Annotated in this window: 9 protein-coding genes, 2 tRNA genes and 1 pseudogene; 8 read left to right on the forward strand and 4 right to left on the reverse strand. The window is 71.2% G+C overall.

What is annotated here, in order from left to right; genetic code table 11:
- Positions 1–187: 187 nt before the first annotated feature.
- Positions 188–349 (reverse strand): annotated as a pseudogene (locus ACIHCQ_RS03280) (FkbM family methyltransferase); the annotation flags it as partial.
- A 496-nt stretch (positions 350–845) separates the two neighbouring features.
- Here ACIHCQ_RS03280 and ACIHCQ_RS03285 point away from each other — a divergent pair.
- A tRNA-Ser gene (locus ACIHCQ_RS03285) sits at positions 846–932 on the forward strand.
- Positions 933–1,144: 212 nt separating this feature from the next.
- Positions 1,145–1,807, forward strand: a complete 663-nt coding sequence (locus ACIHCQ_RS03290; RefSeq protein ID WP_399657619.1) for a histone deacetylase — start codon at positions 1,145–1,147, stop codon at positions 1,805–1,807.
- 20 nt (positions 1,808–1,827) lie between these two features.
- On the opposite strand, the gene ACIHCQ_RS03295 is transcribed toward ACIHCQ_RS03290, so the two are convergent.
- Positions 1,828–2,742, reverse strand: coding sequence for a bifunctional DNA primase/polymerase (locus ACIHCQ_RS03295; protein WP_399657267.1), 915 nt, complete (start codon positions 2,740–2,742; stop codon positions 1,828–1,830).
- A 132-nt stretch (positions 2,743–2,874) separates the two neighbouring features.
- Here ACIHCQ_RS03295 and ACIHCQ_RS03300 point away from each other — a divergent pair, with 132 nt between their 5' ends.
- The 5 genes from ACIHCQ_RS03300 (at position 2,875) to ACIHCQ_RS03320 (ending at position 8,006) form a co-directional block, all read left to right on the forward strand.
- On the forward strand, positions 2,875–3,876 hold the full coding sequence (locus tag ACIHCQ_RS03300) for a bifunctional MaoC family dehydratase N-terminal/OB-fold nucleic acid binding domain-containing protein (RefSeq protein ID WP_399657269.1): 1,002 nt from the start codon (positions 2,875–2,877) through the stop codon (positions 3,874–3,876).
- Complete coding sequence (locus ACIHCQ_RS03305; RefSeq protein ID WP_399657271.1) at positions 3,873–4,283, forward strand: MaoC family dehydratase; 411 nt, start codon at positions 3,873–3,875, stop codon at positions 4,281–4,283. The genes ACIHCQ_RS03300 and ACIHCQ_RS03305 overlap by 4 nt, the downstream gene beginning before the upstream one ends.
- The gene (locus ACIHCQ_RS03310) at positions 4,280–5,428 is read left to right on the forward strand and encodes a lipid-transfer protein (protein ID WP_399657273.1); all 1,149 of its coding nucleotides are present in this window, start codon (positions 4,280–4,282) and stop codon (positions 5,426–5,428) included. The genes ACIHCQ_RS03305 and ACIHCQ_RS03310 overlap by 4 nt, the downstream gene beginning before the upstream one ends.
- Positions 5,429–5,578: 150 nt before the next feature.
- Positions 5,579–6,142 (forward strand): SigE family RNA polymerase sigma factor, encoded by a 564-nt coding sequence (locus tag ACIHCQ_RS03315; protein ID WP_399657275.1) that lies wholly within the window; start codon positions 5,579–5,581, stop codon positions 6,140–6,142.
- 217 nt (positions 6,143–6,359) lie between these two features.
- Positions 6,360–8,006, forward strand: coding sequence for a long-chain fatty acid--CoA ligase (locus ACIHCQ_RS03320; RefSeq protein WP_399657277.1), 1,647 nt, complete (start codon positions 6,360–6,362; stop codon positions 8,004–8,006).
- Between the two features lie 49 nt (positions 8,007–8,055).
- On the opposite strand, the gene ACIHCQ_RS03325 is transcribed toward ACIHCQ_RS03320, so the two are convergent.
- Complete coding sequence (locus ACIHCQ_RS03325) at positions 8,056–12,000, reverse strand: PAS domain-containing protein (protein WP_399657280.1); 3,945 nt, start codon at positions 11,998–12,000, stop codon at positions 8,056–8,058.
- A gap of 195 nt (positions 12,001–12,195) precedes the next feature.
- Positions 12,196–12,663, reverse strand: a complete 468-nt coding sequence (locus ACIHCQ_RS03330; protein WP_399657282.1) for an SSI family serine proteinase inhibitor — start codon at positions 12,661–12,663, stop codon at positions 12,196–12,198.
- A 280-nt stretch (positions 12,664–12,943) separates the two neighbouring features.
- On the opposite strand from ACIHCQ_RS03330, the gene ACIHCQ_RS03335 reads away from it, so the two are divergent.
- Positions 12,944–13,037 (forward strand) — tRNA-Ser (locus ACIHCQ_RS03335).
- Positions 13,038–13,158 lie beyond the last annotated feature (121 nt).

Consider the following 13,158-nt stretch of genomic DNA (forward strand, 5'->3'; position numbering starts at 1 on the left):
TCGGGCAGCTCACCCCGACGCGCCTCCACCCTTCGGGCGGAGGCGCGTACACCACACCTCTCGCAGACACTTCCCGGACGACTTCGCCGTCTTCACCAGTGCGATTCGCAAGGGATAGCTATGGGATATATCCAGCGCTCTTCGGTAAGTCAGTCACCGTCTGACGACGGGTTCAAAAACGTGCTCTTCAAGGCAGCGTCTCGGCGTCGACCCGGGAGAAGATCAGGTCGCTCTCCTCGATGACCGGTGTCCGACAGCGGACAGGCACACGGGGAGAGCGGCGCAAGGCCGCCGGGTAGGTCTCGGCGGCGTAGTCGTTGGCCAGGCGGTAGGTGTGAAAGCCGTGGGCTTCGCGAGAGCGAGACACCCGAGAGGGAAATGATCGCGGAGCTGGCGGAGGTGGCCGGCTCCGTGGGCGCGCCTTCGAGCGGATCATGCTGCTCGCCGGGGACGAGGTTGTAGAGGCAGCCCACCAAATGAATGCGGCGGCCCTTCAGGTCGACTGGCAGGCCGCGGGCAAGGTTGTGGGCACCTTGGAGGAGTGGCGCGAGCGGAACCGGATCGTCTTTCGGGAGATCAACGAGTTCCATGAGGCGGCTCGGGTGGACCTCGGCGTACAGGGCAGCGTGAAGGGCGACAGCCACCCAGAACGCGATCTTCTGCTTCCTCCGGCGCACCGTGCGGGCGACGACTCAGCGGCCTGGCATTGGCCTGTCCTACGCGACTCGGCCCGGGGCCGGACGGCCGTTTCCGGGATTCACGGACCAGGGACGGACCAAGGGCCCCTCGGAGAGGCGGCTGCGGGTACCCTGTAACAGCTTCTGCCGCAGGTCGGCCGGGGCATGGGTGGGTTGCCCGAGCGGCCTAAGGGAACGGTCTTGAAAACCGTCGTGGCAGCGATGTCACCGTGGGTTCAAATCCCACACCCACCGCGCACAACTCAGCGTAGACGCTGGTCAGAAGGGGTGCCCCGAACCGAGAGGGCACCCCTTCCGCGTTCGCCCTGCCCGCAGCCACGCCACGCCCCGTCCGCGCGTCATGCTGGCGATCCTCCCCGGAGACCGGCACGGTATCCGCTACGACGTACCGACGTACCGGCCGGCAAATGGCCGCATGCGCACCACTTGCGGGGCTCCAGCAGGCCATGGGCAGCACACGCGTCATCGAGAAGGCACAGTTCGACGGCGCTACGCCGCAGCAGGTCTGGTACACGTCCTACGGCTCGAACATGCACCTCGACCGGCTGACGTTCTATATCGCGGGGGGCCGTCCGCCCGGCGCGGCGAGGACGTACCCCGGATGCCGCGATCGTCGTGCGCCGGCGAAGTCCGTCGCCGTTGAGGTCGAGGGCGCGCTGTACTTCGCCACGGAGTCGCAAGTCTGGACCGGGGGAAGGGCCTTCTACGATCCGGCCGCCCCAGGGCGGGTGCTGGCGCGGGCGCACCTGGTCACCGCTGAGCAGTTCTCAGACATCGCGGCCCAGGAGATGTACCGGGAGCCGGGGAGCGACCTCGACCTGACCGAGGCTCTCCACAGTGGTCGGTCGTCACTCGGCGACGGCCGTTATGAAACGCTCGTTTGCCCCGGGGCCATGGACGGCGTCCCCGTCCTCACCTTCACGGCCCCTTGGAGTTTGAACGACGTGGCGTGGAACAGCCCGTCGGCCGAGTACGTCCGGCACCTCGCCACCGGTCTGCTTGAGGCCGGTGCGTGGGACGTGGACACGATCGCGAGCTATGTAGCCGCTTGCCCCGGCACGGCGGGGACCTGGGACGCGTGCGAGATCGCGAAGCTCATCCGGCGGTGAAGGCGCCCCGGCCCTCGATGTCAGTGGCGGCGGCCCGACGTCAGCCGCTCGGCCGAGGCGATCGTCGCGCGCGCCTCGCGTTCGGTGAGGCCCGCCCGGACCGCTGCTGCGGTGAGGGCGTCCGCGAGTGCCTCGCCGAAGCCGTTTTCGTACGCGCGGCAGGCCGCCCAGAACAGCCGCGTGTTGCGCTGGCCCTCGTGGGCCGCCCGTACGAAATGGACCAGGCCCTCTCCCTGGGCCTGCGGCGCGCGGGCCGGTGTGGTGTGTTGGTGTGGGCGGGCCGGCGTCAGCAGGCGGAGGAGCGCGCGGGGGCAGGGGGCCGGTGACAGTTCGGCCGTGCCGGGGGCGAGGCGGTACGCGCCGTGGGCCGAGACCGAGCCCGGGCCCACGAGATAGCCGCCCGCGCCGCGTACGTCGATGCCGGGCGCGAGCCGGCTCGCGGAGTTCGGCACGACGACGTCGGGCGGGCCGGTCAGCCAGAGGTGGCGACCGCCGCTGGGGGTGAGGACCGTGACCGTCTCCGGGATCGTGAACAGATGCCGCAGGGCGAGGTGCTGGAGGGCCGACACCGAGTCCACCCCGGTCCCGGTCCCGGCGTCGGTATCGGTATCGGTACCGGCCGAGTACTTGGTGTCGAGGTCGATGCCGATCAGATGGTGCGGGGGCCGACCGCAGGCAATGCCGTAACCGGTGGCCCAGGGCGCGGCAGCGAAGAGGGCCCGTACGGCAGCGGGGTCGGTGGTGGCGTCGTACACGCCGTGGCCCGGGAGCCCGCACTCGCCGCGGCACAGGACCGGCTCGGGGTCGCCTCGGTGGGGGGAGCGCAGGGCGGGGAGCTTGGTGGGGGACAGGGGGATGACGGGGAGCCCGCGCTCCGCGGCGGAGAGAGCGTGGGCGAGGGCCAGGGTGGCGGTCTGCCGGGCTGTGGTGGCCATGGGCCCATTTTCGTACGAGCGTTCGAATAAGGGAAGAGGGTGTGTTGCCTTGCCCTGGCGCGGGCGGCGACCTTGACAGGGAGAGTTGAACTGACGGAGAGTCAGAAACTCGATCCGGTAGGACGGGGAGGGGTGGATGACGTGCCTGACGGCTCGAATGAGCTGTACGCGCGGCTGGCGGCGTTCGAGGGGCGCGCAGCCGTCGTCTCGGGCGTCGGCAAGGACCTGGTCAACGAGCCGATGATCAGGCACTGGTGCGAGGCGATGGGGGACGCCAACCCCGCCTACACCGGGCCGGACGCGATAGCGCCGGCGACGATGCTGCAGGCGTGGACGATGGGCGGTCTTTCGGGCCATACGGGCCATACGGGCCATACGGGCCGGTCGGACCGGTCGGACCGGCAATCGGCGCAGGACGAGCTCTTCGCCCTGCTGGACGGGGCGGGATGCACTTCGGTGGTCGCGACCGACTGCGAGCAGGAGTACTTCCGGGCCCTGCGGCCGGGAGACCGGGTCACCTTCGACGCGGTGATCGAGTCGGTGTCGCCGCGCAAGACGACCAAGCTGGGTTCGGGCCACTTCGTCACGACGCGGATGGACATCAGAGCGGGCGGCGAGCTCGCGGGCACGCACCGCTTCCGGATCCTCAAGTACGCGCCGGTCGCGCGGCCGGAGCACAAGCGGCGGGTGGCGCGGCCACGACCGGTGATCAACAGGGACAACGCCGGGTTCTGGGAGGGCGTGGCCGAGCACAGGCTGCTGATCCAGCGGTGCGCGGGATGCGGGACGCTGCGCTTCCCCTGGCTGCCCGGGTGCAATGCGTGCGGATCGCCCGAGTGGGACACGGTCGAGGCGAGCGGCGCGGGGACCGTCTACTCGTATGTCGTGATGCACCATCCGCCGTTCCCGGCTTTCGACCCGCCGTACGCGGTGGGGCTGATCGAGCTGGCGGAAGGCGTACGGATGGTCAGCAACGTGGTCGGCGTGCCGTACGACAAGGTGCGGATCGGGATGCCCGTACAGCTTGAATTCATGCGAGCGGGCGATGAGGACGAGGAGAGCGAGGCGAACGAGGGGAACGCGGAGTGGGAACTTCCGGTCTTCAGGCCCGCGCACGAAGGAGCACGCGCGTGAAAGCCGGAGACGAACTCCCGCCGCTCACCATCCCCGTCACCCGCACCCTGATCGTCGCCGGAGCCGTCGCCTCCCGCGACTACCAGGACGTACACCACGACGCCGAACTCGCGAAGGAGAAAGGATCCCCGGACATCTTTATGAACATCCTGACCACCAACGGCCTGGTCGGCCGGTACATCACCGACTGCCTCGGCGAGCGTGCCGTACTCCGCAAGGTCGCCATCCGACTGGGCGCGCCCAACTACCCGGGAGACACGATGGTGCTGAGCGGCACCGTCGTCTCCGTCGAGGCCGAGGCCGAGGCTGAGGGAGGCGAGGCAGAAGTGCGGATCGTCGGAGTCAACGGGATCGGCAACCACGTCACCGGCACGGTGACCGTCATCCTCCCTGGGGACGACGCATGAGCATCGGCGGCCGGGCAGCCGTCGTGGGCATCGGAGCGACCGAGTTCTCCAAGGACTCGGGGCGCAGCGAACTCAAACTGGCCGTCGAGGCGGTGCACGCCGCTCTCGCCGACGCGGGCCTCTCCCCCGCCGATGTCGACGGCCTGGTCACCTTCACCATGGACACCAGCCCCGAGATCACCGTCGCCCAGGCGGCCGGCATCGGTGAGCTGTCCTTCTTCTCCCGGATCCACTACGGCGGCGGCGCGGCCTGCGCCACCGTGCAGCAGGCCGCCCTCGCCGTCGCCTCCGGCATCGCCGACGTCGTCGTCTGCTACCGGGCGTTCAACGAGCGGTCCGGTCGGCGCTTCGGCTCCGGAGTGCGGCACCGGGAGCCGTCCGCCGAGGGCGCGGCGCTCGGCTGGAACCTGCCCTCCGGGCTGCTCACCCCCGCCTCCTGGGTCGCCATGGCCGCCCAGCGCTATCTGCACACGTACGGGCTCACGCCCGAGGCCTTCGGCCATGTCGCCGTCACCGACCGCCGCCACGCCGCGAACAACCCCGCCGCGTACTTCTACGGGCAGCCGATCACCCTCGCCGACCACGCCGCCTCGCGCTGGATCGTCGAGCCGCTGCGGCTGCTGGACTGCTGCCAGGAGACGGACGGCGGTCAGGCCATCGTCGTCACCGGCATCGAACGGGCCCGCGATCTGCCACAGCCGCCCGCGGCCATCGTCGCCGCCGCACAGGGCGCGGGCCGGGCGCAGGAGCAGATGACCAGCTTCTACCGCGACGACCTCACCGGCCTGCCGGAGGTGGGCGTGGTCGCGCGGCAGCTCTGGCGGACCTCCGGTCTCGCCCCCGGCGACATCGACGTCGGGATCATCTACGACCACTTCACTCCGTTCGTACTGATGCAGCTGGAGGAATTCGGGTTCTGCGAGCCGGGCGAGGCGGCCGGATTCGTGGCGGCGGACGCGCTGCCGCTGAACACGCACGGCGGTCAGCTCGGTGAGGCGTATCTGCACGGGATGAATGGCATCGCGGAGGCGGTCAGACAGCTGCGCTCCGCCTCCGTGAACCAGGTACCGGGCGCGGCCAGAGTTCTGGTCACCGCCGGCACCGGAGTTCCGACTTCCGGGCTGATCCTGGGTGCGGACGGCTGAGGGAGAACCCTCGGTCGTGGAGAGGAAACCCTGAGGGTCGTCTCCACCTTCAGGAGGTGGAGTCAGCACCACCCGTACAACCTGAGGCGGACAAGGCTTCGGGACCTGGGGGCGATCCGCGACAGTAGTGCCCGCTCCTAGCGTGGACCCATGACCACGCCAGTCTGCACAAGCGCTTCGAAGGCCGCCGCGCCGGTGGCGTCGTACAGCCCGTATGCGCCCTATTCGTCCTTTTCGTCGTACGTACGGGCGCGGGGGCCCGTGCTGCTGCGTACCGCACGCTCCCTCACCGCGAATCCGAGCGACGCCGAGGATCTGCTGCAGACCGCGCTCACGAAGACGTACGTCGCGTGGGACCGGATCGAGGACCACCGGGCGCTCGACGGCTATGTGCGCCGCGCCCTGCTGAACACCCGGACGTCGCAGTGGCGCAAGCGCAAGGTCGACGAGTTCACCTGCGAGGAGCTGCCCGAGCGCGAGAGCCTGCCCGCGGCCGACCCCGCCGAGCAGCAGGTGCTGCACGACGCGATGTGGCGCGCCGTGCTGAAGCTGCCGGACCGGCAGCGGGCGATGGTCGTGCTGCGGTACTACGAGGATCTGAGCGAGGCTCAGACGGCCGAGGTGCTCGGCGTGTCGATCGGCACCGTCAAGAGCGCGGTGTCGCGGGCGCTGGGCAAGCTCCGCGAGGACCCGGAGCTCTTGCCCGTGCGCTGAACACGACCGCTGGACACCACCGCTGAACGGCAGCTGAACACCACCACCGAGCAGCAGCTGAACACCACACGACGGCACATGAGCGCACACACGCCGCACACATGCTGACAGGCGTGGCGATTCCCTGTCCCCGGCTAGTGACATACCACGCGGTATGTGAGCAGAATCTGGGCAGCCATTACTGCCACGTAGCGCTAGCGCCCACCGGGAGGACGCCGTGCTGAGCACCATGCAGGACGTACCGCTGACTGTGACCCGCATCCTTCATCACGGGATGACGATCCACGGAAAGTCACAGATCACCACCTGGACCGGGGAGGCGGAGCCGCACCGCCGCAGTTTCGCCGAAGTCGGCGAGCGGGCGACCAGGCTGGCCAATGCCCTGCGCGACGAACTCGGAGTCGTCGGCGACCAGCGCGTAGCGACCCTGATGTTCAACAACGCCGAGCACGTCGAGGCGTACTTCGCGATCCCCTCCATGGGGGCCGTGCTGCACACGCTCAACCCCCGCCTGCCCGTGGAGCAGCTGGTGTGGATCGTCAACCACGCCGCCGACCGCGTCGTCATCGTCAACGGCTCGCTGCTGCCGCTGCTCGCGCCGCTGCTCCCGCACCTGCCGACGGTCGAACACATCGTCGTAACCGGCCCCGGCGACCGCGCCCTTCTCGCCGAAGCGCAGCCGCTGGTGCATGAGTACGAGGAACTGATCGCCGACCGCCCGACCACGTACGACTGGCCCGAGCTGGACGAGCGCACCGCCGCCGCCATGTGTTACACCTCCGGCACCACCGGCCACCCCAAGGGCGTCAGCTTCTCCCACCGCTCCATCTACCTGCACTCCATGCAGGTCAACATGGCCGAGTCGATGGGGCTGAGCGATCGCGACACGACGCTCGTCGTGGTCCCGCAGTTCCACGTCAACGCGTGGGGACTGCCGCACGCGACGTTCATGACCGGCATCAACATGCTGATGCCCGACCGTTTCCTCCAGCCCGCGCCACTCGCCGACATGATCGAGCGCGAGAAGCCCTCACACGCCGCGGCCGTCCCCACCATCTGGCAGGGCCTGCTGGCCGAGGTGGCCGCGAACCCCAGGGACCTCAGCTCCATGAAGCAGGTCACCATCGGCGGCTCGGCCTGCCCGCCCGCGCTGATGGAGGCGTACGACAAGCTGGGTGTACGGCTGTGCCACGCCTGGGGCATGACGGAGACCTCCCCGCTCGGCACGATGGCCCACCCGCCGTCGGGTCTGACGGCGGAGGAGGAGTGGCCGTACCGCGTCTCCCAGGGCCGCTTCCCGGCGGGCGTCGAGGCCAGGCTGGCCGGTCCCGGCGGCGAGATCCTGCCGTGGGGCAGCGACACCGCGGGTGAGCTGGAGGTACGCGGCAACTGGATCGCGGGCGCGTACTACGGCGGCGCGGGCAGCGAGGACTTCAAGCCCGAGGACAAGTTCAGCGAGGACGGCTGGCTGAAGACGGGCGACGTCGGCGTCATCAGCCTCGACGGCTATCTCACGCTGACCGACCGCGCGAAGGACGTCATCAAGTCGGGCGGCGAGTGGATTTCCAGCGTTGAGCTGGAGAACGCGCTGATGGGGCACCCGGACGTCGCGGAGGCGGCGGTCGTCGCCGTCCCGGACGAGAAGTGGGGTGAGCGTCCGCTGGCGACGGTGGTGCTGAAGGAGGGCGCGACCGCGGACTACGAGACGCTGAGGGCCTTCCTCGCCGACAAGGTCGCCAAGTGGCAGCTGCCGGAGCGGTGGGCAGTGATCCCGGCGGTGCCCAAGACGAGCGTGGGCAAGTTCGACAAGAAGGTGCTCCGCAGGCAGTACGCGGCAGGCGAGCTGGACGTCACGCAGCTGTAGGCGGAGCCGGCCGGGGGCAGGCGGCGGCCACGACGGCCGCCGCCCTTCTTTAATTGGTGCCGATTTTCGCGAGCAGGTCGACGATACGGGTCTGGACATCGCTGCTGGTGGAGCGTTCCGCGAGGAAAAGCACCGTCTCGCCGGACGAGAGCCGCGGCAGTTCCGCCGGGTCGAGGCCCTCCGAGGTGTAGACGACGAGCGGGGTGCGGTTCAGCCGGCCGTTCGCGCGCAGCCAGTCGATGATCCCGGCGCGTCGGCGGCGTACCTGCATCAGGTCCATCACCACCAGGTTCGGCCGCATCTGCGTCGCGAGCGTGACCGCGTCCGAGTCCGCGCCCGCGCGGGCGACCTGCATGCCGCGCCGCTCCAGCGTGGCCGTCAGCGCGAGCGCGATCTCCTCGTGCTCCTCGATCAGCAGCACCCGCGACGGGTGCTGCTCGCTGTCGCGCGGGGCCAGCGCCTTGAGCAGGATGGCGGGATCCGCCCCGTACGCGGCCTCCCGCGTCGCCTGCCCCAGGCCCGCCGTCACCAGTACGGGAACCTCCGCGGCCACCGCTGCCTGGCGCAGGGACTGGAGCGCGGTCCGCGTGATCGGGCCGGTCAGCGGGTCGACGAAGAGCGCCGCGGGGAAGGCCGCGATCTGCGCGTCGACCTCCTCGCGCGAGTGCACGACCACCGGACGGTAGCCGCGGGCGCTCAGCGCCTGCTGGGTGGAGAGGTCGGGCGCGGGCCAGACGAGCAGCCTGCGCGGGTTGTCCAGCGGCTCCGGGGGCAGTTCGTCGTCCACGGGGCGCGGCTGCGGCTTGTTGGCCACCTCGACCGCGCCACCCGGGCCGTCCAGCGGCTGGGGGCCCTCCGCGCCCTCGTCGGGCGCGCCGATGGCGTACGACCGGCCCTCGGCCTGTGGGGCGGCGGGGGCGGGTAGCCGCGGGGGCTGCGTCTGTGTCTGTGTCTGCGTCTGGGGCTGGGGGTGCGGACGGGCGGTGGGGTCGGGCCGCTCGCCCTCGGGGGGCGTGGCCAGTTTGCGGCGGCGGCCGGCGGTGACGGTCTGGCTCTGCTGCTGGGCCATCTGCTGCGAGAACGGCATGCCCTGGCCGAGCGTGCGCACGCTGAACGCCCGCCCCTGCGTGGCGTCCGCGGGGACCGGCGCCTCGGCGGGCAGGGGCTGGGCGGCGCGCGGCACCTGAGCGGGAAGGGGCAGCGGGAGCGGTACGGAGCCGGTGTTCTGGGCGGGAACGGGCGCGGGCGTGGGCGTGGCGGCTTCGTCGTCCGTGGCCGTGTGCTGCCCGGTCGAGTCGTCGTCGGCCATGGTGTCCCAGCCACTCGGGACACCCGGGGTGCCGCTCTGCGGCCAGGCAGGCTGTGGCTGTGGCTGTGGCTGTGGCTGTGGCTCGTTGCGGGCGCGGCGGCGGCCGGTGGGCAGGGGATGCGGCTGCGGCGGCGTGTGGTCCTCGGTGGAGCCCGGTTCTGTACGTACGAGGTCGTGGCGGCCCGCAAGCGAGGCATCGGCCGCACCGGCGGGCGACGCGACAGGTGCGACAGGCGCGACAGGCGAAACCGGCGGGACCCGGTCGGCCTCGGCGGGCGGCAGCGCGAACCGGCTCCGGCTGCCCTCAACCTCGGCGGGTGGCGCGGGCGCCAGCGCGCGCCTGGCCCGCCGTCCGCCCACGGATCCTGAGGGAGCAGAAGAAGCAGAAGAAGCCGAGGAGGGCGCCGAAGGGACGGCGGTCAGCTCGGGCATGCCGCCCTCCGCCTCCCGCCGCGCACGTCGCCCGGCCGGACCCGGACCCACACCCTGCGCGTCGACGGGCACGCCCTGCGGCGGCACCGTCTGGCCGAGCGCCGCCCGTCCGGTCGAGGCCGCGCCCTCGGCGGCCGTCACCACCGAGCCACCGGTGGGTTCGAGGGTCCCCGTACCGGCCGCCGCGGACTGCTCGGCGGGGCTCGGCCGCCCTCGCCGCCGCCCGGTCCCGCCACTGCCGTCGCCCCCGGGTCCGGACCCGGACCCGCCTTCGGACCCGGGCAGGACGAGCTCAGCCGAGACGCCGGAAGCCTGGGCCGGAATGCCCGCATCACGCGCCGAGGGCATCAGTGCCCGCTGCTGGGGCTCGGCCGCCGCTTCCGCCTGGGCCCGGCGTCGCCCGGTCGGCGGCTGCGCCGCCACCGGGTCCTCCGCGGGCACAGGGCTCTCCAGGAAGGCATCCGTGGACGAGGGCCGCCCCCGCCGCGCGCGCCGCCGCCCGCCGCTGACGACGACGCCACCGCCGGAAGTCTGCTGCCCCGGCAGCGCCAGTTCGCTCGACACCTGAGGACCCGTCGCCGGGTCCGCCACCGATTCCGTCACCGGAGCGGGCGCCGGCACCGGCACCGTCCCCGCGCCTTCGCCGAGCGGCACCTCCAGGACGTACGCGCTGCCGCTCATCCCCGGCACCTCGTGCGTCTGCAGCACACCGCCGTGCGCCCGTACGATCCCGCGCACGATCGGCTCGTGCACCGGGTCACCCCCGGCGAACGGCCCGCGCACCTCGATCCGTACGACATCGCCGCGCTGCGCCGCCGCGACCACGACCGTCGAGTCGACGTATCCGCCGCCCTGCACCACCCGGGCCTTGCCGGTCGAGTCGACCCCGGCCACGTCAGCGACCAGGTGCGCGAGCGCCGTCGCCAGCCGCACCCCGTCGACCTCGGCCTCTATGGGCGGCGCGTGCACCGCGAATTGTGCCCGCCCCGGTCCGATCAGCTCGATCGCGCCGTCGACCCCGGCCGCCACGACCGCGTCGAGCAGCACCTTGGCCCTGTTCAGGCCCTCCGCACCGGTGTCGAGCCGCTGGAAGCCCAGCACATTGTCGACAAGCGTCGTCATCCGGGCATACCCGGCGGCCAGATGGTGGAGGATCTGGTTGGCCTCGGGCCACAGCTGCCCGGCCGGGTCGGCGGCCAGCGTGCCCAGTTCGGCGCGCAGCTCCTCCAGCGGCCCGCGCAGCGACTCGCCGAGTACGGCGGTCAGCTGGGCGTGCCGGGCGAGCAGCTCCTCGTAGCGCTCGTCGAGCTGCTCGATCTCGGCCGCGTACCGCTCCGTCTTGTCGGCGATCTCCGCCGCGTACTGCTCGGCCGCCTTTTCCGTCTCGGCGGTGAGGCGCTCGGTGGTCTCCGCCAGCTGGGCGGCGTGCTGCTCGGCGAGTTCCTCGTACGGACGCCGGTCGGTGAAGGTCATCACCGCGCCGACGAGCTGATCCCCGTCGCGTACGGGCGCGGTCGTCAGATCGACGGCCACCTGCGAGCCGTCCTTCGCCCACAGGACCTGCCCGCGCACCCGGTGCTTGCGGCCGGACCGGAGCGTGTCGGCGAGCGGTGACTCCTCGTACGAGAAGGGCTCGCCGTCCCCGCGCGAGTGCAGGACGAGCGGGTGCAGCTCCTGCCCGCCGAGGTCGCTGGCGCGGAACCCGAGGATCTGCGCGGCGGCCGGATTGACGAGCACGACCCGCCCGTCGGTGTCCGTACCGACGACGCCCTCGGCCGCGGCCCGCAGGATCATCTCGGTCTGCCGCTGCGAGCGCGCCAGTTCCGCTTCCGTATCGACGGTGCCGGACAGGTCGCGTACGACGAGCATCAGCAGTTCGTCGCCGGTGTATCCGCTCGCGCTGTACGAGTCGTACGCCTCGTGGCCGTCCTCCAGGCTCGCGCTGGTCACCTCGACGGGGAACTCAGTGCCGTCGGTGCGCCGGGCGATCATCCGGGCGGGCTTGGTGCGGCCCTGGGCGTCCGCGGCTTCGGGGCGGCGCATGGAGCCGGGGATGAGCCGCGAGTCGAAGGTGGGCAGGAGATCGAGCAGCCCACGGCCGACGAGCGCGGTACCGGGCGTCTCGAAGAGTTCGAGGGCGATGGCGTTGGCGTTGACGACGGTGCCATTGCAATTGACGAGCACGAGCCCGTCGGGGAGGGCGTCGAGTATGGCTGCGAGGCGAGCAGCGCCTCGGGATGGCCTGCTGCTCACGACGGCGCTTCCTCCCTGACCCACTGCTGTATTGCTCGTATCGCGGTATCGCTGCATTTGCGGACAGCCGGTCCCATCTTGCCTCTCAGGGTTCAGCCTGTCACTGGAGGGAGTCTAAAGGCAGCGGTGTCGGCTGGACGGCGGATGAGAAGGAGCTCTCACCAAGGTTGTGTGCGTATGGCGTGGGCCGCGTGCCTATGACCTGGTCTTCGGCAGTACCGGCTGCATGGTCTTCCAGCGGGAGATTTCACAGCCGTTGGTCCGGCTGAAGGCGGCATCGACGCGCTGCCCGCGCCAGATCCCGGTGATGTGCGCGGTGGCGCGCCCGCCCATCTGCTGGGTGCACATCTGGGTTCTGGGCACGGGAGCGAAGGGATTCTCCCCCTCACGCGCGAGCTCGTCCAGCCGGTCACAGGCGTCCTGCGCGGCGGGGTGCGTACCGCCGGTGGGCCCGCACTGAAGCTCGTACGTACCGTCGGTCCGGGCCAGCCCGGTCTCGGAGACGGTCACGGTGAGCTTGTCCGGACCGGAGAGCAGGGGGACGGGGAGGGGCAGCGGCACGGGCAGCCGGAGGGGCGGCGGGTCTGCGGCGGCGGTGACGGGCATGGCGGCGACGAGCGCGGCGACGGAGGCACTGGCGGTGAGGACGAGGCGGCGCAGCATGAGAGCTCCTGGGGTCCTGGGGGTCCTGGAGGTGGGGGGCGGGAAGCCCCGCCATGACTAACGCTCCGGGGGCCGTGGCGTTGCGCAACCGTGACTGAGCCGACTGGGGGAAGTCGGCCGGCGGGGGCTCGGCCGAGCGGTGGCCGGGGCCGCCGGGCTTTGCTCTGCGGGCCGCCTGCCTAGTACCGTGGGCAGCGATTGGTGACACCCCACCGGGCTGTGTCATCATCTGCATCACACACCGCTCGCGCCCGCGCGGCTGTGGTGGTGTGAGTGTGCTGGAGGCGTCGCCTAGTCCGGTCTATGGCGCCGCACTGCTAATGCGGTTTGGGTCTTAAAACCCATCGAGGGTTCAAATCCCTCCGCCTCCGCCATTCGATCATCGAAGCCCCTGTCCTGATGGACGGGGGCTTCGGTGGTTCCGGGGGTCGCTCCCGGCGGCTGTCCGGCGGGCGTTTCTGCACTGTTTTCGCAGGTGGGACCGGTGCGGTTAAC

The sequence above is a fragment of the Streptomyces sp. NPDC052236 genome (assembly GCF_044548015.1).
In the GTDB taxonomy this organism is placed as follows: Bacteria; Actinomycetota; Actinomycetes; order Streptomycetales; family Streptomycetaceae; genus Streptomyces.